Consider the following 19,002-nt stretch of genomic DNA (forward strand, 5'->3'; position numbering starts at 1 on the left):
GCCATGTCCAATCTTTGGTTGGACAACTGCTACCTACCCTCCAGTGTCCTGGACAAGGGTCAAGCACCGTGGGCGTCAATTCTCACCTGTGCAGATTCCCGCGTGGCACCTGAATGGATTTTCGATGCAGCACCATCAGATCTTTTCGTGATTCGAAGCGCCGGAAACACTGCCTTCGACGATGCGATCGCTTCCCTGGAGTACGGGGTCGCTGTTTTGAAAACCCCTCTGATCATGGTGATGGGTCACAGTGTATGCGGTGCTGTTGACGCCGCACGCAAAAGCGACCCTCTGACCCCGCTTCTGGAGAAACTGGTCACGCCAATCCGTGCGTCACTCACTCCTGGCGAAACACTGGATGAATCCATCCAAGCCAATTCGCGCTACGCGGCCAATCAGCTGACGGAAAGGAGTGCCGTTCTTGCCGACGCTGTCAAAAACGGTTCCCTTCAGATCGTTGTCAGCACCTTCAACATCGCAGACGGTTCCGTCAGCATGGTCTGATGGAGGCTCCTCTCAATCATCTGAACCAGCAAGGCGAGGTTCACATGGTTGACGTGGGGGACCGCCCGGCCACCCACCGCGAGGCCCATGCCACAGGCGCGATCCGCATGGACGCCTCAACCCTCGGCCTGATCCAGCGGGGCGAGACACCGAAAGGAGATCTTCTGGCGGTCGCCCGGGTGGCAGCGATCCAGGCCGCCAAACGCACCTGGGAGCTGATTCCCCTGTGCCATCCGCTGCCACTCAGTGGCATGGATGTGTCGATCGACGCCGACGCCTCCCTGCCTGGCCTGGTGCTCCACTGCCGCTGCCGCACCACAGGCCAGACCGGGGTGGAAATGGAAGCGATGACGGCCGTGTCCGTGGGGCTGCTGACCCTCTACGACATGCTCAAGGCGGTTGATCCAGCCATGACGATCGAGGCGATCCAGCTGGAGTTCAAGGAAGGAGGGCGGAACGGTGTCTGGAAACGCTGAGCCCTACGGACGCGAAGGGCTACCCCTCGAAGAGGCACGTCGACGGGTTCTGGCGGCACTCCAGCCGATCACAGCCAGCAACACAGTGCCGCTGCAGCAGGCCCTCGGCCGGGTGAGCGCTGCGGATGTGCTGGCCAGCGCAGCGGTTCCGGGCTTCCGGGCCTCGATCATGGACGGCTACGCCCTGGGGCAGAACCACCAGCCCAAACCTGGGGAGACCTGGCAGCTGAAGGGACGCTCCGCCGCCGGCCAGCCCTTCAACGGAACCCTGGCCACCGGCGATGCGATCCGCATCCTCACCGGCGCTCCACTGCCGGACGTTGCCGGCTGGGTGCTGCCCCAGGAGCTGATCAGCGTGAACGGCACCAGCCTCCAGCTGGTGAAAGAAGCGTCGGATCGTCCCTGGATTCGCCCCGAGGATGAGGAATGTCGAGCGGGAGACCTGCTGCTGGCCGCTGGAGAGCGCCTTGGTGCCGCCGATCTCGCACGCCTCGCCGGCTGCGGCATCGCCGACCTAACCGTTGCCCAGCAACCCCGCATCGGGCTGCTGATCAGCGGGGACGAGCTGGTGCCACCCGGAACAGCGCGGCAACCCGGTGCCATCTGGGAGAGCAACGGCACGCTTCTGGAGACAATGCTCCGGGCCCTCAGGCAATCGGTGACCCAGCGACGGGTGGTGGCCGATCAACCCGACGCCCTGCGGCAGGCCCTGCTGGATCTGGCCCATGACTGCGACGTGGTGGTGAGCACCGGCGGCGTCTCCGCCGGCGACACCGATTGGATCCGACCCCTGGTGGCGGAGCTGGGTGCTGTGGACTTCTGGAAACTGTTCCTACGCCCGGGGCGCCCCTTTGCCTTCGGCAGCATCGGTGAGGGCGTGCCGTTTTTCGGACTGCCGGGCAATCCCGTGGCGGCGGCAGTTACCGCCCTGCAACTGCTCTGGCCCGCCCTGCAGGTTCTGGAGGGCCAGAGCGAACCAGAGCTGTTCCCCCGGGTGATGGTGGAACTGGCCGACCCGTTGTCCCGCCGACCGGGACGGCCGGAACTGGCACGGGCCCGCCTCGACACCAACGCCGCAGGAACGCTGCTGGCACGGGTAGATGGCTCGCAGGCCTCATCCCGGATCGGTTCGCTGCAACAGGCCGATCTACTGTTGGAACTGCCAGCGGAAGCCGGCCCGCTCGAAAGGGGCACCCGTCTCTGGGCCCAGCTGATACGTCAACGGATTTTCTAAGCCGCAGCAGGCTGAAAGCAGCGGCGCTCCCAAGCCATGAGCTGGCCCGATGCATCGAAATGGATGCTGATCTGCTGAAACAGCGCATCGCCGAGACACCCGCCGATCTCGAGGCTGAAGGGCTGATTGAGAATCTCGCTGGGCACCGAGAACACCAAGCCGTCGGGCATCACGGCTGAGCAGTCGTTGTGCAACAGCTGGCTTGGATCGAACAGCATCGGAGCGGCGTCCTCCGCCTGGCCGTTCACCCCCGCTTGCGGTCTGAGCATCTGCCGCTCGCCACTCCATCCATGTACCGGCGCCAGCAGGGCTTCGGGTGTCCCGCATGCGGGACGGTCGGGTTCGGGATCAGGACTGTTCAGGCAACGGAAACCCACCGCCCCAACACGCTGTAAAAGCCAACAGCCGTCGAGCGGTTCCCAGAGCAGCACCAGCATCGAGCGGGAACGTCCGCAGAACAGGTTGATCTCATGGCCGAAGCGGGGACGCTCGGGATCAAGCCCCCGGCTCGACTGACCGCCCGCCCCGGGGAACTGCCAACAGCCTCCACCAGCGTTGTAGGTGGCTCGGCTGATGGGATAAGTGGCCTTACCACCGGGGGCAAAGGCCAGACCCGAGCCATCCCACACCCCTTGGTCGTCATCGGAAAAGGAAATCGCGTAAGTGGTGGGGTCGATCCGACGGGTCGGACAGTGCAGATCCAGCCGACCGCTGCCATCCCGCTCAAACCAATGGCCGCAGCCCTGCCAGTGGCCGGCGAAATTGCGGCTGTTGAGGGTCCATTGATCGGTCATGTCCGTGACGGCATGAATCGGTCGATCTCCTTAGCGTCACGCCAACAGCCATCCCCACCATGGACCTGACGATCGTTGGCTGCGGCTATGTGGGGCTCGCCCTGGCGGAGCGGCTGCAACCAAGGCGGCCCCAGCTGAAGCTGACGCTCACCACCACCAGCAGAGAACGGCTGGCGCAACTCAGCCCCCTGGCCGATCGGGTGGAGCTGTGCGACGCCACCAACCCCGCGCAATTGCTGGCCGCCCTGCGGCAAAGCAGCAGCGCCGTGTTCTGTCTTGGGCCAAAGGGAGATCGCCAGGTGGATGCCAACGGCTACCGCCACACCTTCATCGACAGCTTCTGCTGCCTGGCGTCGCTGTTGCCACAACTGCCGGAACTGCGGCAGATCGTCTACACGGGCAGTTGCTCGGTGTATGGCGATGCCGAAGGGGACTGGGTGGATGAGCAAACACCACCCGCGCCAGGCCGCGGCCATGGCGATGTTCTGCTGGAAAGCGAACAACAGCTCAGCGGCATCGGCGACAGGCGGGTGTGCATCCTGCGCCTCGGGGCGCTCTATGGCCCCGGCCGCGATCTTGATCGACGCCTGCGCGGACTTGCTGGACTGGAACGTCCTGGCAACGGAGCGACCTACAGCAACTGGCTGCATGTGGCGGATGCCGCCGGTGCCCTGGAAGCCGCTCTCAATGCTGAATGGGCCGGTCTGGTGAACGTGGTCAACGACGAGCCGATTCAGCTGCGAGACCTGGTAGGGCGCAGCCTGCAGCGCCAGGGTCTGGCCCCCGTGCGCTGGCTGGGGCAGGACGAACCGGGTTCAGGGGGCCGACGGATTCGCAACACCCGGCTCAAACAGCTGGGCTACCAACTGCAGCACCCGCGCCTTGATCAGAGTGGCGTGTTGGCCACCAGCCAGGTGCCCTGACCCGCGCACCACTCCCGCTTCCAGAACGGGGCCTGGTGCTTGAGCTGCTCTAACAAGGCGGCTGAGCAGCGCTGCGCCGCTCCACGACGATCGGCCTGCACCGCCACCAGCACGATCGGCTCACCGGGGGCAAGCTTGCCCACCCGATGCAGCACCAAAATCGGCCCCGCCTGGTGCTCCTGCTGCAGACGCTGGGCCATAGCTGTGATCTGACGTTCGCAGAGGCCGGGGAAGTGCTCCAGCTCCAGCGCCTCCAGAGGCCGGCCATCCATCGTGGTGGGCCGCACCCGACCGATGAAGATGGCCGCGGCCGCGGCATCCCCACACCAGAGCGCAAGCTGCTGCCACGGATCAAAGGGATCCGGGCACACCTCCACACGGCAACCGGTCATGGTTCACCCCCCCGTGAACGGTGGCAGAAAGGCCAGCTCATCTCCAGCCTGCAACGGCTGATTGGCACCGACCAACTCCTGGTTCACCGCAATGCTGATGCCCTCGAGCGGACCAAGATCCAACTGGTCCCAGACCTCACGAGCCGTCGAAACGCCTGAAGTGAACGGAAGGGAACGCTCGCCCCAACCGGCGCGTTCGCGCAGGGATGCGAACAGCAACACCCGGAGCACCATGGCCTTCCCATCTGGAGCGGTTCTAGCGTCCGAAGGCTTCGCCGCTGTGCCATGGCCCTGTCCATCGCCCTGCTCACCATCTCCGACACACGCAGCCTGGCGGACGACAGCAGCGGAGATCAGCTGCAGCGCAGCCTTGAAGCCGCCGGCCATCGCCTTCACGAGCGACAACTCTGCCCGGATGATCGCTATCAGATCCGCCGTGAACTGAGCCGCTGGATCGCCGATCCCGCGGTTGATGTGATGATCACCAGCGGCGGCACCGGACTCACCGGCCGTGATGGCACCCCTGAAGCGGTGGTACCGCTGCTGGACAAAACAATCGAGGGATTCGGGGAACTGTTCCGTGTGCTCTCCTTCGAGAGCATTGGCACCAGTACGCTGCAAAGCCGCTGCCTTGCCGGCGTGGCCAACGGCACCTTTGTGTTTGTGCTGCCGGGATCTCTGGATGCGGTAACCACCGCTTGGGACAAGCTCATCCGTGCTCAGCTTGATGAACAGACCCGTCCCTGCAACCTGGCCCAACTGCGGGCTCGCTTGAAGGAATAAAGCGGGATCGAGGGGAGCTGTTCAGAACGGAATCGGCATCGTGACCGCTGCCGGTGTGGGCATGCAGGCTTCAATCTGCTGATCAATCACCTCACCCACCACAACGATCGAGGGTGACTTGAAGGCCTCGGCTCGGCATTGATCAGCAACGTCAACCAGAGTGGCCTTGAGGCAGCGTTGCCCCGCCACCGTGCCCTGCTGGATAACCGCCACAGGGGTTGTAGTGGCCAAACCACCCGCCATCAGTTCCTCCGCGATCCGGGGCAGGTTGTGGAGCCCCATGTAGATCACCAATCCGTCACTGGCCGTGGCCAAAGCGCGCCAATCCACGGAGGGACGACGCTTGTCGATTTCCTCATGACCGGTGACGAAGGTCACCGATGAGCCCGCCCGCCGGTGGGTGACGGGAATCCCGGCGTAGGCAGGGGCGGCAATACCAGCGGTGACACCAGGCACCACCTGAACAGGAATGTTCCGCTCCGCCAGGTAAGCCGCTTCTTCCCCTCCACGACCAAACAGGAAGGGATCACCCCCCTTCAAACGCACCACCGTGCTGTGCTTCTGGGCCATTTCAACGAGCACGGCATTCGTGCTGGGTTGTGGCACCGAATGATGTCCGCGACGCTTGCCGACAAAACGGCGTTCACAGGACGCCGGCACAAGATCCAGCACTTCTCTGGGCACCAGCGAGTCGTACACCAGGGCATCGCACTGGCTCAGCAGCCGATTCGCCTTCAGCGTGAGCAATTCGGGATCGCCGGGACCGGCTCCCACCAGATAAACGGTTCCGGTTTGTTCAGCGGTGGTCACGGCAGAGAAACAAGCAGATCGATCAGGGCCTGGCGGGTGGGGGGATGCTCCAGCAGAGGAGGCAATCCACCAGCTTCGCTCAATGCCTCCGTCATGCGGTTCGGGGCGAGGGTTAACGGGAGTGGGCGGGCGCAGGGATTGCGCTGCTGATACTTGGGCCAGGCATCAAAGGCAACCAATGGCAAGGCCAGGCGAGAGGAGAGCATCGCGAGGAAGCGATCCGCCACTCCCGGGCGCAGGGGGTGATGCACCAGCACGGCATCACGGCGCTCAGACACCGGCAGTGCTGAGATCACCGCGTTCCACCAGGTGATCCAGGAGCCCAGAAAGGGAAGCAAACGCACGCTGGCCCCGGCGGCATGAAGCCTGTTGCGAATCGCCGGCACGTCCGTTCGGGCATGCGCTCCAGGCAACAGCAGCAACGGAACAATCCAAGAGGGTTGGAGAAGCGCCGACACGGGTTGTTCAGCCGTCAGCACCTCCAGCTGAACGGGCGCCGATCGCCGCTGGGCCAGGAGATCCGGCAGGGAGGCCAAGCAGTCGGGAACGACACCGCCACTACGGCCATGCACCACCAGATGCAACCCTTGACGCCCCCGATCGGAAGCGTCATTCCGTAGCAATGGCCACGGATCAAAAAAAGAGCTATCTGATGTCATCGAGAAGTAATGACCTGGGGTAAGTACATGGCACCTCGCCAACAAAACGAAAGTGCATCATTGGAAAGTCGTTTCTACCGAGCACAGACACGTCGGCGCTTTGACCTAAGCTCTACATTAATTGAATTTAAGAGTCCCAGTATGCGCAAAAGGGCAAAGCCGTACGACAAGAGTTACAGACGGCAATACGAGCGGAATCGTAATTCCATCAACAGAACAACTTTTGAGTACGAACTAGAAAAGGACGTAGCCGCTTTGAAGACGGTTTGGCAAATGATCAGCTCGGGAGCTGCCCGCATGCTGAACAGAGTTTTACATCAGATTTAAATCTATAAAATGAATAGCATAGATCGCACAGGAAAAAGAATATAAAATCAACAGGGAAGCTGGGAGTCTAAAAAACCAACATTGTGCTAATATATTTTTTAAGTAGCTCGAGAAATCGAAGGTTACTTCACTATCGCACGCTTTCATTATTACGTAGCGACAAAGGTCCCCGGGCCGATTAAACTGATCTACTACATTTTTTGATCGATCAGTCCGCCCTATTTTCATGAATCATGACCATCAAAAACCAAGTCAACCCCTACTTCGCAGAAAAAAAAATGAATAAGATTGAAAAAAGTAAGTTGGAAAAAGATGGGCTTTTAGTAGGAAGCGAAATCGAAAAGTTTGCAAAAATTGGGTGGGAAAATATGGATGAAACCGATTTAAAACTCCGTCTGAAATGGTATGGAATGTTCTGGCGTCCGAAAACACCCGGAAAATTCATGCTAAGACTTAGAATACCAAATGGTGTATTGACATTCAATCAAATACGAGTTGTAGCTTCAATAGTTGAACGTTATGGAGAAAATGGAAGCTGCGACATCACCACAAGGCAAAACCTGCAACTTAGAGGAATACTATTATGCGATCTTCCCGAGATCCTTAGAAGACTGCGTGAAGCCGGACTAACTAGCATCCAGTCGGGCTTTGATAATCCACGAAACGTAACCGGCAATCCACTCGCAGGAATAGATCCGAACGAAATCGTCGATACGAGACCTTACACAACTAAATTGCAGAACTTTCTCACAAATAATTGTGAGGGAAATTCGGAATATTCCAACCTACCGAGAAAATGGAACACAGCAGTCGCAGGGTCTAAAGACAATTTCCTTCTTCACAACGACATAGTGTTTCATCCCGTTGAGAATAACGGCGTGATGGGTTTTAGCATCTGGATTGGAGGGATTTTATCTCCACAGATGAACGCATATGCATTTCCCATGAATGTATGGGTATTACCTGACGAGATCTGCAACATTTTGGATACTGTGATTCGTCTCTGGAGAGACAATGGAGAAAGAGAAAAGAGAACCAAGGGACGTTTCCGCATGTATCTCGATGAGATAGGGCACGAGGAATTCCGCAGCCAAGTGGAAAAACTGTACGGAACACTCACTCCCGATCCAGGCTCAATATTCGAAAACTCTCCACGCTCTCACTTCGGCATTAATCAGCAGAAACAAGCCGGACTTTATTTTGCTGGCATACACGTGCCGGTCGGTCGCCTCACGGCAGAGGATCTACAAGATATCGCAACAGCGAGTCTCAAATATGGAAATGGAGAAATTAGACTCACAGAAGACCAAAATATAATTATCACAGGTCTTACGAGTGAAAAAGTTGAAGAATTAAAGACTGATACATTATTGCAGCGTTTCCCCCTAGCACCTAGCAATATTTCAGCAGGAACAGTGTCCTGCACGGGAAATACGTACTGTAGTTTTGCGCTTACCAACACTAAAGACCAAGCCTTAAAAGCAGCAAAGGAACTTGACGAGGAGTTGAATCTACCTGAAGAGATAAAAGTTCACTGGACTGGCTGTCCAAATACATGTGGACAGGCTTATATGGGAGCAATAGGTTTAACAGGTACAAAGGCTAAAAATGCTGAAGGAGTAATGGGTGAAGGCTACACAATGACTATTGGTGGTTCACAGGGTCGCAACCCAACTATTGGTCAAATCTATCGCAAAGCTATACCTGCGGCTGAAATCAAAACAGCCCTTAAGGAAGTACTTATTTCAAAATTTGGAGCTACAGAAAAGAAATAATCATTTTATAAGAAATAAAACAAGTTATAAAGCAAAGTTGATCAACAGAGAAGAGTAAAGATAATATTGCAAAATTAAAAGAATTGCAATAATTAGAGTATAGAAAAAAAGATCATGCTAGGGTTAAAAGGTATAACAAAGAAAGTATCGAACTTAAATCAGATGGAGAATCTATATCACATTAGAGAAAGATTCTCAATTATTCATAATAATAAGATAATAGGAATACAGATGAAATGGGAAGGTAAAAGAGAAAAGTCTCCGATGCTAATGCTTCCGGCCTTAAGTACAATTTTAAATAGCGATGAATGGCAACATTTTAAAGCAATAGTGACAGATAAATACCAATTAATAACAATCGATTGGCCTGGATTCGGCGAAAGTGATAAAATAGATATACACTACAGTGGAACAGTATTACAAGAAACACTAAAAAAGGCTATCAAAGTAATACAGAGTAAAAATTACAGAAAGCTAACTATAATTGCAGCTGGTCATAGTGCCTCAGTTGTACTTACACTAAAAGACAAATACATCAATACGATAAAACAAATTGTGCTAATTCCACCAACATGGAGAGGTCCACTTCCAAGTATGACAGGATGGTCACCTAAGAGGCTAAATATCATAAATGAAATAGTAAGGCTTCCTATCATTGGTCCAATGCTATACTTCATAAATACAACAAAAGTAATTATAAGATTTATGATGAAAAGGCATGTATGGCTAAATAAGAATGACCTTGATAATGATAAAATACGAAAACTTCAGGTATTATCTCGACAGAAGGGAGCACGATACGCAAGCGCAGCATTCGTAACAGGGAGATTAGATATAGATAATAATAACAAGTGGTGGATATCAAACACAAATATAGTTAAAGAAATGTCTACTCTTGTTATACCGAAGGATTCACCAAAAAGATCATTATCAGAGATGGAAGCACTCTCAGAGAGCATTAAAGATGTTTTATACATTAGAAGTAGGCTAGGATGCACGAAGAATTCGGAGAAGAAATCGCGAAGAGATTATTCTACTAAATTGTAAGCACGAGAAAATATCAAGGAAAAAAGGAAGGCAAAGAATTGAAAGATTACAATTGAAGGACCTGAAGGTAGATTAAAGAAACCTGATAAGATAAGCCCAAACAGAGCACACATACCACCCAGTACCATAGAAAAAACAATATAAGAACTAAACTTACGCGAAATTAGTCTACCAGCGCATGCAGGTATTACAACGAAAGCACTTATAAGCAATACACCAACAGACTTAATTGAAACAGATACAACAATACCCAATAAAATGATGAAAGCAAGTTTGTGGAATCTTGTGTTAATACCAATAGAGCCAGCCAAATCCTCATTAAGAGTTAAAAGAACATGAGAACGAAGACTAAAGACAAGGTAGATAATAGAAACAATAAAAAGGATCAATGTAATATATATATCTGATGCTGTAATACCAAGAATATCTCCAAAAAGCAACTGCTTAATGCTACCACTATAAGAGTTGATTTTACTTAAGGCAAGAACAGCTGCTGCTAGAGAGCTAGAATATACGATATTCAATAGTGCGTCGGTAGGCAAAGAACTGCGCTCAACTAGATTATTTACAAGAAATGCAAATATAATGGCAAAAGGAATAAGAACAAAAGTAGGATTCACATTTAAAAGGATACCTAGAGTTATACCGAGCAAGGCAGAATGCCCTAATGCATCACTAAAAAAAGCAAGTTGTCGGAGTACAGCAAAAGAACCTATAAGCCCTCCTAAAGAACCAGTTAAAAAGCCACCAATTAATGCGCGGTGAATAAATGGCTCATCAAATAACTCAAAAAAAGTTGATAAATCACCCACGACATTGATGCTGATAAGAAACAATATTGGGCCCATAGAGGACACTTAATCTTTCGGAAGTCAATGCAAGATTAGGTACACCTCGGCAGCACAAACGTCTATTTAAACCAAGTACTTGATCGCTACTACGGAGAACCATATCAATATCGTGAGATATATGGAGGACAGTCCAACCTTCCTGCCGACGCAATTCAAATAACATTTTTTGAAAACGTTGAGTTGAAGGTATATCTAGACCAGCCTGAACTTCGTCCAAAACAAGAAGATCCCTCGGACGTACGATACAAAATGCAAGCATAACTCGCTTCAGTTCACCGCCAGAAAGTTCAGTAAGAAGACGTCGTCTTAAATTAAAAGTATCGGTTCTTTCCAAAGATCGATGAACTAAAATCTTAGTACGGGGGTCCCGCATGCGTAGAAAGGAGGAACTATTACTAAGTCCAAGTTGCACGAACTCAAATACGGAGAGAGGAAACTGACCCTGAAAAGAAAAATTCTGTGGAATATAAGAAATTCGCTCGCGTATGGATTTCGGTAGATACCCAGCTTTATTCATTTTGGTGCCCATAATATTGATGTCACCTGAGACGCGCGGAATAAGACCCAACAAGGAGGCAACTAAGGAACTTTTACCAGCACCATTAGGGCCAACTAAAGCTGTATCACTTTCAGCTAATAATTCAAAAGAAACATCATCTACAACAACATTGGCACCCCTTCTTACAGTAAGATTCTTAACAGAAGCAATTGGATATGACATAGTTTAACCACCAAGAGAGAGAAGAAGATTGGACAAGTTATCCCGCATAAGATCAAAATAGAGAGACTCGTCATACACAAAATCCTGTGAAATAGTTTCAATAGGATTGAATAGTGCTATTTTAATATTAAGATCACGTGCCAACGAATTGAAAGAATTGCTTCCATCTTGAGGCTCAGTTAAAAGAGCCTTTAAATCGGAATCTCGAACAAGATTCGAAACTCGCTGTAAATCAGCAGGGCTTGGATTGATATCTGGCAGATCAACTAAGTATTCAGCTTTTAATTGATATCGTTCAGCAAAATATGGTGCAAAGTCATGATAAGCGATAAATGATTTGCCCTGATAAGGCTCCAACTTGGATAAAATTTCAGCATGCAATGCGAGCAAGTTATCCACATAAGCTAAGGCATTTGAAGTATAGACCTCACTACAAGCAGGGTTTAAATCCACAAGAGCATCTTTAATAGTCTCTACCTGGCTAATAGCACGTATAGGATCTAGCCATATATGAGGATTAGGATCAGAATAAGAATCCGCGTTAGAGATATCAGTAGAAATAGTCTTGATGCCAACACTAGTGTCAACAACGGATAATGTTGTACTCGCTGCTGAAGAGATTAGCCTGTCTAAAAAATTCTCCATTCCCAAGCCATTAATAAAAAATACATCAGCCTTGCCAATAGATAGGATGTCCTTAGGGGTTGATTGAAAATCGTGTGGTCCAATATTTGTGGGGATTAAAGCTTTGACATCTCCGCATTCACCGGCTACTGCCCTTGCAAATAGTGTTATCGGAAGGAATGAGGTCATAATGGAAATCTTTTTAGACCCCTCAGGAGGCGTTGTGAGGGAGCCGCAAGAAACCAAAAAGATGGATGCTAGCGAGCAACTAACCCATTTAGTGAAGCGCATCTAGTAGGAGAAGCGAAGTCAAATACGATACGAAAAAACAAAGATCTTTATGAATCACCGAAAAAACAAGGCGATATAAGCTGCCCGGGATTAGTATAGTTGTTGAGCATCCATCTAGTAATGAAAGAAAAGCGCAAGGTTCCTGTCACCATACTTACTGGCTACCTTGGGGCAGGGAAAACCACACTTTTAAACAAGATCTTGAGAGAAGAGCACGGAAAAAAAATTGCAGTCATAGAGAACGAATACGGCGAGGTTGGAATTGATCAAGGACTCGTCATTAACGCAGACGAAGAGGTCTTTGAAATGTCTAATGGTTGCATTTGTTGCACGGTAAGAGGTGATCTGATAAGAGTCCTAGGCAATCTAATGAAACGTAGGGACAAATTTGATTACGTTTTAGTTGAAACGACAGGTCTCGCTGACCCAGGGCCGGTAGCACAAACTTTTTTTATGGATGATGAAGTTAGAGATGAATTTACTCTTGATGGAATAGTGACGTTAGTAGATTCTGCACACATTAATCAACAATTGGAACATAGCACTGAAAGTGCAGAGCAGGTCGCCTTCGCGGACGTACTCATACTCAATAAAACTGACTTAGTTTCCAAAAACGAAGTCAATGTACTTGAATCACGCCTTCGAGATATGAACAAAATGGCCCGTATACTGCGTGCAAAAGAAGCCGGGGTCGATGTTGAAGATGTCTTGAATCTTGGTGCATTTGATCTCCAGCAAACATTAGATAGACGTCCGACATTTCTCGAACCTGAATATCCGTTTGAGTGGACCGGAGTATATGAACTTAAGAAAGGAAACTACAGGCTTTATTTTGATGATGGACCTGATCCAACAATGCTAATAACAGCAATAAAATGTGACAGTTCAAATGAAAAAGATCTTGATGAATACGCCGAAGATTGTGTAAGAATATTTTCAAAAGAACCTAAAAAACTTTTACCAGGTGAAGCAATAAGCTTTAACGAGGTTATTGAATTACAATTACAAGATGCTGGTCAAAAGCTCTTTGAATTATATATAGACAATAAATCAACTATAGGTCTCTTCACCCAACATACGGCAGAAGAATTTAATATAAGACTAGATGAAAATAAAGATGATCAGCCCAGAGATAAGGAATTTAGGGATATAACTAAGGGGATCGATACAAGGATCGAAAGAATATGGGTAGCAGAACACGAACATGACGATGAAGTTGGATCTATTGCCCTAGAAAGCCTTGGCAACATTAATCCAGATAAATTAAACGATTGGATTTCAAAACTTCTCCGAGAAAAAGGAGTAGATATATTTAGAACCAAAGGGTTTATCAGCTACGCTGAAGAATCTAGAAAAATTGTATTTCAAGGGGTCCATATGTTATTTACTGCAGAACCTGGAAGCGAATGGGGAAACGAGCCCAGGAAGAATCAACTTGTATTCATAGGCCGAAATTTAGACGAGGATGCATTAAGGACTGAGTTTCAAAAATGTCTAGCATGAAAAGATCTAACAGCATTTTTCAAGGTGGATGGTACAGTGAAATTAATGAATACGTAATAGCTTGTGACTGGGCACTCGAAAATAAGAATATTATTGCTGCAGATATAACAGGCAATATTTACTCTTTTGATGCAAAAACAGGGAAGTTACTATACATGCAAAAAGACACTCACAACAAATCACTCTTAGATCTAGCAGTAAATCCCAATGGAAGCATATATGCAACTTGTGGCCAAAACGGCAAGGTTGATATTAATGCGGCTTCTGATGGAAGCTTACTAAGTTCAAGCTCATTAGGCAATGATTGGATTGATAATATACAATGGACAAATAACGGAAGATTATTAGCCGGTAGCATTGGAAAGTTCGTACATGTGATTGATTCGTCAGGAAATCAATTATGGCGTTCCGATGAACTGACAAGTACTGTGTCAGCAATTTATTGGTCAAACAATAGCGAATTAGCGATATCAAGCTACGGTCAAGTGATTATTTATGATGTGAAAACCAATAAAGTTTGTCAAAGATTTGAGTGGAAGGGATCTCTTATATCATTGGCATTGAGCCCCAACGGGGAGATTGTAGCTTGTGGGAGTCAAGACAATTCAGTACATTTTTGGCGACGAACTAATGGTAAAGATGCAGAAATGACTGGCTATCCTGGCAAACCTAAAGATATTGTGTTTGATATTACGGGTCAATATTTAGCTACAGGGGGAAGCCCCCAAGTTACAGTATGGAACTTTAAAAATAAGGGTCCTGAGGGAACAATTCCGGGGCAACTTATACTTCATAATGAGCCTATAAGTTGCCTAAGCTTTGCCAACAGTAGCTCGTTATTAGCATCTGGTGCAAAAGATGGGTCAATTGCAATTTGGAAATTAGATAAAAATGGAGATGGTGAGCCCATTGACAAGATATCCATCAACTCGACGCCGACACGACTAAGATGGAAAAAAGATGATAATGCCTTTTTAGCTGCTAGCGACTCGGGGAAATTATTCTGCTGGGATATACCGTCTAAAAATGGAGAAGGATTCGGATTCAAAAAGTAAATATATAACCGTTCGATATAATCCTTGAGGATCAGAGGAAAGTTGATTAAGAAATTAAAAACTAATTCAAATGCGACTGGCCGGACTGTACAATGGTGTAAATCAATACAATACAAGTTATGTATCAAACTCAATGGCTGGCTTCCGTCACTGACTCACTGCGGAAGCGTTATCTAAAGTCTCAAAAAGAAAATGACAAAAAAGCAACTACAGAATTGTTTAAGGAAGCGGTTTACTTAGGTATTAACATACGCAATTTTGATTAAGATTTTTAATGGGCCGACAATAGAGTCCTTTATAATAACATGTATGTTTATAATATAGAAACAACCATAGCCCATTGCTAATGAATGAAGAATCAGCAAAAAGTAACGAAGACCAAGATATTTTTTCACAATTAATGAAAGAAGTAAGTACTCTTGCTTTATTAAAAGAATCAGGTGCAAGTATTATTCAAGGAAAGATTTTAATAATTATCGTTGGAATTGAAAAGGATGGAGAATTGTTAAAGGGCAAAGAGATACAACCTAAACATTGCAATATAAGCAATGAAGAAGAATTCCAAGAATTTATTAAAGGTAATTACAAAAATGTTGATACGTTATATGTAAGATACTTTAGACCCGGAGACATAGAATTAAGTGAAATTACGAAATACATAATAAAATAAAAGAGCTACTTTAGGCAAGTTAAATAAACACAAAGTGTAACTAAGAAGACTCTTCAACTGCTCTTGTTTCGCGAAGGAGATGATCCTCAAGTTGGAGTTTGATATCAATGAAGAGAGAATCTTTTTCTATAATATTACGGATTCTGGGCCTTGGCAAAGGGACATCTATAATATCTGCAATATTTGCAGATGGTCCACTAGACATAAGTACAATTTTGTCAGACATTAACAATGCTTCTTCAATACTATGTGTAATTAAAAGTGCTGTAACTCTATTTTTCTCCCATATTTTTAACACTTCTTCTTGCAAATAGGACCTTGTAAGGGCATCAAGGGCTCCAAAAGGCTCGTCCATAAGTAACATAGACGGATTAATAGACAAAGCTCGTGCAATAGCAACTCTCTGCTTCATACCACCTGAAATTTGCTTTGGAAACTTGTTCATTGAGCGTTCTAACCCAACCATATTCAAAAAGTATCTGGCTTTTTCACGCCTCTGTGAGGTACTTAGTTCTGGACAGGCCGTCTCCAAGGCATATTCGATGTTGCCTGCGGCGCTTAGCCAGGGCATAAGTGCGTAGTTCTGAAAAATTATACCTCTGTCTGGACCAGGGCCAACCAGTGGCTTGCCTTCGATGAAAATTTCACCAGACGTGAAATCATCTAATCCTGCTAAAAGATTCAAAAGCGTTGATTTACCACAACCCGAAGGGCCAATCAAAGAGACAAAAGTGTTCTTTTTAATATCGAGATTTATACCTTCAAGAGCAATATAGTTCTCAGTTTTTTTGTTAAAAAGAGAAGGTCGAGAAATTGGGAAAACTTTTCTTAGATTTACAATTTCAACATGAGATTCATGTTCCTTGTAAGAAATGGAATCAGCTGAACTTGAACCAGATTTAGTCATGAATCGTAATTGAATCGAAGTTGCAAAATCTCAAAGATTTGATCCAGTACATAACCAGTTATTCCTATGATTATAATTGCTACAAATATGTTAGCTACATATAAATTGTTCCATTCATTCCATATAAAATATCCGATACCCGTGCCTAGAAGCATTTCAGCAGCCACTATTACAAGCCATGCTGTACCCATTGAAATTCTCATGCCAGCTAAAATATTTGGCATTACTGCAGGTAAGATGACTTTGGTAATGGTATTAGTTTTGGAAGCACCTAATGACTTTGCAACTTTTAAGACATCAGAATCTACGGATTGAACACCAATTGCGGTATTAATTAAAGTCGGCCAGATGCTTGTAATAAAAATGACAAAAATACCGGTAACTTCTGAATTTCTAAATACGAATAAGCCAATGGGCAGCCAGGCAAGCGGTGAGACCGGTTTAAGTAGTTGTACATAAGGATCAACAGAAGACTTAACGGTTTTGGAAACACCAACAAAGAGACCGACTGGAATTGCAACAACCATTGCAAGTGTATAACCAATTAGGACTCTTCTTAAGCTTATAAGTAAATTAAAACCAATACCTAAATCGTTAGGACCGTTATCAAAAAATGGATCTGATATCCACCATATTAATTCCTGAAATGTCTTTAAAGCCCCTGGAAAATTAGGAATTAAATTGGCACTGGCTATAATTTCCCAGACAACGCAAAAAGAAAGGAGACTAGATCCTGAGATCAGTAACGATCTCAGGATTGTTGACTTTGTAGACATACAGTTTATACACCGTCCCTATCAATTTGTTTGCTGACATAGCCCAACGGATCAGTAGGGTCAAAGCTGTCGTATGCAAGCTTCTCAGTCTTGAACGAACGGGAGGGAGGATTGAAACCCAGCTCCCTTTCCAAAGATTGAGCTTCATTTGTTAGGAATATTGCGGCACTATTAGCATTAAAGTCACCAGCTTTAATTGCGTCAGCAGCTCCTCCAAGGTCCCATCGTACAAGTTGAGACTGAATCCAATGTGAAAAGCTTTGCCAAGGATAAGGTTTAAAATCTATTCTGTCAGGAACATTTTTCTTATTGCCCAAGCCGTCATCGAACTTGCCTGTCAAAACAGCTTCAACGACTTTAGTCGGTTGGTTTAGGAAGGCGCGGCCAGAAATATATTTCGCAATTTCAGATCTGTTAGTAGGATTTGTTGCATAATTCGCAGCTTCAATAATAGATTTATTGATGGCTTTAAAAGTATTTGGATGCTTGTTAATCCAGGGTTCACCCGCAGCGAAAGCGCAGCATGGATGACCAACCCAAAGATCCTTAGTTAGAAGGTGAATAAAACCAACACCTTCAAACACAGCTCTTTGATTAAATGGATCAGGCATCAAATATGCATCGATATCACCTGCAACCATCTGGGCAACACTATCCGGTGGTGGTACAGGGCGAATTTGTACATCCTTGTCAGGATCAACTCCACCCTTAGCGAGGTAATATCTAAGTAGTAAATTATGCATCGAGTATGGAAATGGTACTCCGAACACAAAGCCTTTCATATCTGCGGCAGATTTAACTGTATCCTTGTGACGATTAGCTACAGTTATTGCTTGTCCGTTGATATTTTCAATACTGGCTAGTTTGACGCTGAATGGAGAAGTTCCCAATCCCAAAGTCATAGAGATAGGCATTGGAGCGAGCATGTGATAAGCATCAAGCTCACCTGCAATGGCCGAATCGCGAACAGCTCCCCAACTTGGCATTTTCACAACCTTACATTTCAACCCATTAGATTTATAAAAACCCATAGGTTCTGACATGATTATCGGTGTTGCACATGTAATTGGAATGAATCCAATCTTCAAGTTAGTTTTCTCTAATTTACCGCCGGCATGACCTGCTGCATGAGCATCTTGAGTATCTAAGCCTGCGCTATTGGCAATTGTTATCATGGCCGCACCAGCAGCCAATCCTTTGAGAAATGACCTTCTTCCAAAAGGGGAACTAGAGTGAATAGAGGCAAAGAATTCACCTGCTTGAGGACCAAAGGCTGCTGCCATCGCTTGATCTAATCCACCGGCTTCTTCAGCTAGTGCCCGCAAAAGCTTTTCCTTGGCAGGATCACCTTGAGAAGCGTTCTTATAAAAAAGAATCTCTCTAAGCTCCGCTGATGAAACAGCCTCAGCGACTTCTACAGCATCGGCTTTAATCAAACCCATTTTATAAAAATCATCCATCAAATCCTCAGGATCTGAAGGCATATCTTCGGTAAAATCTTGATGATCTGGACTAAATGGCCGGCACTCTACACAGAAGCAAAACAAACCATGACCGGTTTGTGGTTGAAAGGAAGGAGAATTTGATGTAGCTTCTGTAGTGCTATTACATTGAAGCTGTGACTTAAGGATCTCAGCGGCAGTCTGAGTTGTTGTTGATGCATGCGAGGTGAAAAGATTCGACACAAATCGAGTTCATAGTTCTACATTTATAGTTGGAAAGCGAACGCGGATGTTGTATCAGGTGATACTCATAGCAAAATTTGTCAGAATTGTCTCACTTGCTACATTAATCGGCTGTTCAATTTATTAGAGAGAAAGGTAGTTCTCCAGATAACATTTGTTGGATGCCCTAAACAGTATGCGCTTAAACTTAAAATT

Annotated in this window: 21 protein-coding genes; 10 read left to right on the top strand and 11 right to left on the bottom strand. The window is 47.5% G+C overall.

The features are described from left to right. Nucleotides 1-3 precede the first annotated feature (3 nt). Genes SynA1528_RS12845 through SynA1528_RS12855 form a run of 3 tightly spaced genes read left to right on the top strand, consistent with a single transcriptional unit; the run spans nt 4 to nt 2,214 of the window. Nucleotides 4-504 (top strand): carbonic anhydrase, encoded by a 501-nt coding sequence (locus tag SynA1528_RS12845; RefSeq protein WP_286187962.1) that lies wholly within the window; start codon nt 4-6, stop codon nt 502-504. Beyond that, nucleotides 504-980: a cyclic pyranopterin monophosphate synthase MoaC gene (gene moaC, locus SynA1528_RS12850; protein WP_186587071.1), complete on the top strand. Its 477-nt coding sequence runs from the start codon at nt 504-506 to the stop codon at nt 978-980. The genes SynA1528_RS12845 and moaC overlap by 1 nt, the downstream gene beginning before the upstream one ends. Beyond that, entirely contained in the window at nt 964-2,214 is a 1,251-nt protein-coding gene (locus SynA1528_RS12855) for a molybdopterin molybdotransferase MoeA (RefSeq protein ID WP_186587072.1), read from the top strand. Before moaC ends, SynA1528_RS12855 begins: the two co-directional genes overlap by 17 nt. On the opposite strand, the gene SynA1528_RS12860 is transcribed toward SynA1528_RS12855, so the two are convergent. Next, nucleotides 2,211-3,008, bottom strand: coding sequence for a DUF3598 family protein (locus tag SynA1528_RS12860; protein ID WP_186587073.1), 798 nt, complete (start codon nt 3,006-3,008; stop codon nt 2,211-2,213). The genes SynA1528_RS12855 and SynA1528_RS12860 overlap by 4 nt on opposite strands. Nucleotides 3,009-3,067: 59 nt before the next feature. Between SynA1528_RS12860 and SynA1528_RS12865 the strand changes: the two genes are divergently transcribed. Next, entirely contained in the window at nt 3,068-3,931 is an 864-nt protein-coding gene (locus tag SynA1528_RS12865; RefSeq protein WP_186587074.1) for an NAD-dependent epimerase/dehydratase family protein, read from the top strand. On the opposite strand, the gene SynA1528_RS12870 is transcribed toward SynA1528_RS12865, so the two are convergent. Together SynA1528_RS12870 and SynA1528_RS12875 are read right to left on the bottom strand one after the other, a co-directional pair. Then, nucleotides 3,895-4,323 (bottom strand): molybdopterin synthase catalytic subunit, encoded by a 429-nt coding sequence (locus tag SynA1528_RS12870; protein WP_049692710.1) that lies wholly within the window; start codon nt 4,321-4,323, stop codon nt 3,895-3,897. The two genes, SynA1528_RS12865 and SynA1528_RS12870, sit on opposite strands and share 37 nt — an antisense overlap. Before the next feature lie 3 nt (nt 4,324-4,326). Then, nucleotides 4,327-4,557, bottom strand: coding sequence for a MoaD/ThiS family protein (locus SynA1528_RS12875; RefSeq protein ID WP_011129326.1), 231 nt, complete (start codon nt 4,555-4,557; stop codon nt 4,327-4,329). 51 nt (nt 4,558-4,608) lie between these two features. Between SynA1528_RS12875 and moaB the strand changes: the two genes are divergently transcribed. Next, nucleotides 4,609-5,106 carry a molybdenum cofactor biosynthesis protein B gene (gene moaB / locus SynA1528_RS12880; RefSeq protein ID WP_186498363.1) on the top strand — a complete coding sequence of 166 codons (498 nt, stop codon included), beginning with the start codon at nt 4,609-4,611 and terminating at the stop codon, nt 5,104-5,106. A 21-nt stretch (nt 5,107-5,127) separates the two neighbouring features. Here the strand turns inward: moaB and cobA are convergent, their stop codons facing one another. Both cobA and SynA1528_RS12890 read right to left on the bottom strand, forming a co-directional pair. After that, complete coding sequence (gene cobA, locus SynA1528_RS12885) at nt 5,128-5,916, bottom strand: uroporphyrinogen-III C-methyltransferase (protein ID WP_186587075.1); 789 nt, start codon at nt 5,914-5,916, stop codon at nt 5,128-5,130. Then, a complete protein-coding gene (locus SynA1528_RS12890; RefSeq protein WP_186587076.1) occupies nt 5,913-6,575 on the bottom strand; it encodes a DNA mismatch repair protein MutS in 663 nt (220 codons plus the stop codon). Before SynA1528_RS12890 ends, cobA begins: the two co-directional genes overlap by 4 nt. A gap of 560 nt (nt 6,576-7,135) precedes the next feature. On the opposite strand from SynA1528_RS12890, the gene SynA1528_RS12895 reads away from it, so the two are divergent. Continuing rightward, entirely contained in the window at nt 7,136-8,677 is a 1,542-nt protein-coding gene (locus SynA1528_RS12895) for a ferredoxin--nitrite reductase (RefSeq protein ID WP_186587077.1), read from the top strand. A gap of 114 nt (nt 8,678-8,791) precedes the next feature. After that, nucleotides 8,792-9,724, top strand: a complete 933-nt coding sequence (locus SynA1528_RS12900) for an alpha/beta fold hydrolase (RefSeq protein ID WP_222930187.1) — start codon at nt 8,792-8,794, stop codon at nt 9,722-9,724. Here the strand turns inward: SynA1528_RS12900 and SynA1528_RS12905 are convergent. Genes SynA1528_RS12905 through SynA1528_RS12915 form a run of 3 tightly spaced genes read right to left on the bottom strand, consistent with a single transcriptional unit; the run spans nt 9,706 to nt 12,109 of the window. After that, entirely contained in the window at nt 9,706-10,536 is an 831-nt protein-coding gene (locus SynA1528_RS12905; RefSeq protein WP_186587079.1) for a metal ABC transporter permease, read from the bottom strand. The genes SynA1528_RS12900 and SynA1528_RS12905 overlap by 19 nt on opposite strands. Then, a complete protein-coding gene (locus SynA1528_RS12910) occupies nt 10,529-11,296 on the bottom strand; it encodes a metal ABC transporter ATP-binding protein (RefSeq protein WP_186587080.1) in 768 nt (255 codons plus the stop codon). The genes SynA1528_RS12905 and SynA1528_RS12910 overlap by 8 nt, the downstream gene beginning before the upstream one ends. Nucleotides 11,297-11,299: 3 nt before the next feature. Next, nucleotides 11,300-12,109, bottom strand: a complete 810-nt coding sequence (locus tag SynA1528_RS12915) for a metal ABC transporter solute-binding protein, Zn/Mn family (RefSeq protein ID WP_286187840.1) — start codon at nt 12,107-12,109, stop codon at nt 11,300-11,302. A 222-nt stretch (nt 12,110-12,331) separates the two neighbouring features. Here SynA1528_RS12915 and SynA1528_RS12920 point away from each other — a divergent pair, with 222 nt between their 5' ends. The 3 genes from SynA1528_RS12920 to SynA1528_RS12930 all read left to right on the top strand — a co-directional run bounded on the left by SynA1528_RS12920 (nt 12,332) and on the right by SynA1528_RS12930 (nt 15,439). Next, nucleotides 12,332-13,714 carry a CobW family GTP-binding protein gene (locus SynA1528_RS12920; RefSeq protein ID WP_186587082.1) on the top strand — a complete coding sequence of 461 codons (1,383 nt, stop codon included), beginning with the start codon at nt 12,332-12,334 and terminating at the stop codon, nt 13,712-13,714. Then, entirely contained in the window at nt 13,702-14,769 is a 1,068-nt protein-coding gene (locus SynA1528_RS12925; protein ID WP_186587083.1) for a WD40 repeat domain-containing protein, read from the top strand. Before SynA1528_RS12920 ends, SynA1528_RS12925 begins: the two co-directional genes overlap by 13 nt. Nucleotides 14,770-15,115: 346 nt before the next feature. Continuing rightward, the gene (locus SynA1528_RS12930; protein ID WP_186587084.1) at nt 15,116-15,439 is read left to right on the top strand and encodes a hypothetical protein; all 324 of its coding nucleotides are present in this window, start codon (nt 15,116-15,118) and stop codon (nt 15,437-15,439) included. Between the two features lie 40 nt (nt 15,440-15,479). Here SynA1528_RS12930 and SynA1528_RS12935 read toward each other — a convergent pair whose 3' ends face one another. From SynA1528_RS12935 to SynA1528_RS12945, 3 genes are read right to left on the bottom strand one after another with little or no spacing between them, the layout of a single operon-like run. Beyond that, nucleotides 15,480-16,346, bottom strand: coding sequence for an ABC transporter ATP-binding protein (locus SynA1528_RS12935; RefSeq protein ID WP_186587085.1), 867 nt, complete (start codon nt 16,344-16,346; stop codon nt 15,480-15,482). Next, entirely contained in the window at nt 16,343-17,122 is a 780-nt protein-coding gene (ntrB, locus tag SynA1528_RS12940) for a nitrate ABC transporter permease (RefSeq protein WP_186587086.1), read from the bottom strand. The genes SynA1528_RS12935 and ntrB overlap by 4 nt, the downstream gene beginning before the upstream one ends. Before the next feature lie 5 nt (nt 17,123-17,127). Next, nucleotides 17,128-18,807 carry an ABC transporter substrate-binding protein gene (locus SynA1528_RS12945; protein ID WP_186587087.1) on the bottom strand — a complete coding sequence of 560 codons (1,680 nt, stop codon included), beginning with the start codon at nt 18,805-18,807 and terminating at the stop codon, nt 17,128-17,130. Nucleotides 18,808-19,002: the final 195 nt, after the last annotated feature.

Origin of the sequence: Synechococcus sp. A15-28 (assembly GCF_014280175.1) — a bacterium.
GTDB lineage: Bacteria > Cyanobacteriota > Cyanobacteriia > PCC-6307 > Cyanobiaceae > Parasynechococcus.

Coding starts and splice junctions, on each gene's coding strand:
- SynA1528_RS12920 (WP_186587082.1), top strand. CDS start 12,332: ATGAAAGAAAAGCGCAAGGTTCCTGTCACCATACTTACTGGCTACCTT.
- SynA1528_RS12875 (WP_011129326.1), bottom strand. CDS start 4,557: ATGGTGCTCCGGGTGTTGCTGTTCGCATCCCTGCGCGAACGCGCCGGT.
- SynA1528_RS12900 (WP_222930187.1), top strand. CDS start 8,792: ATGCTAGGGTTAAAAGGTATAACAAAGAAAGTATCGAACTTAAATCAG.
- moaC (WP_186587071.1), top strand. CDS start 504: ATGGAGGCTCCTCTCAATCATCTGAACCAGCAAGGCGAGGTTCACATG.
- SynA1528_RS12865 (WP_186587074.1), top strand. CDS start 3,068: ATGGACCTGACGATCGTTGGCTGCGGCTATGTGGGGCTCGCCCTGGCG.
- moaB (WP_186498363.1), top strand. CDS start 4,609: ATGGCCCTGTCCATCGCCCTGCTCACCATCTCCGACACACGCAGCCTG.
- ntrB (WP_186587086.1), bottom strand. CDS start 17,122: ATGTCTACAAAGTCAACAATCCTGAGATCGTTACTGATCTCAGGATCT.
- SynA1528_RS12895 (WP_186587077.1), top strand. CDS start 7,136: ATGACCATCAAAAACCAAGTCAACCCCTACTTCGCAGAAAAAAAAATG.
- SynA1528_RS12870 (WP_049692710.1), bottom strand. CDS start 4,323: ATGACCGGTTGCCGTGTGGAGGTGTGCCCGGATCCCTTTGATCCGTGG.
- SynA1528_RS12915 (WP_286187840.1), bottom strand. CDS start 12,109: ATGACCTCATTCCTTCCGATAACACTATTTGCAAGGGCAGTAGCCGGT.
- SynA1528_RS12930 (WP_186587084.1), top strand. CDS start 15,116: ATGAATGAAGAATCAGCAAAAAGTAACGAAGACCAAGATATTTTTTCA.
- SynA1528_RS12910 (WP_186587080.1), bottom strand. CDS start 11,296: ATGTCATATCCAATTGCTTCTGTTAAGAATCTTACTGTAAGAAGGGGT.
- SynA1528_RS12890 (WP_186587076.1), bottom strand. CDS start 6,575: ATGACATCAGATAGCTCTTTTTTTGATCCGTGGCCATTGCTACGGAAT.
- SynA1528_RS12860 (WP_186587073.1), bottom strand. CDS start 3,008: ATGACCGATCAATGGACCCTCAACAGCCGCAATTTCGCCGGCCACTGG.
- SynA1528_RS12925 (WP_186587083.1), top strand. CDS start 13,702: ATGTCTAGCATGAAAAGATCTAACAGCATTTTTCAAGGTGGATGGTAC.
- SynA1528_RS12845 (WP_286187962.1), top strand. CDS start 4: ATGTCCAATCTTTGGTTGGACAACTGCTACCTACCCTCCAGTGTCCTG.
- SynA1528_RS12935 (WP_186587085.1), bottom strand. CDS start 16,346: ATGACTAAATCTGGTTCAAGTTCAGCTGATTCCATTTCTTACAAGGAA.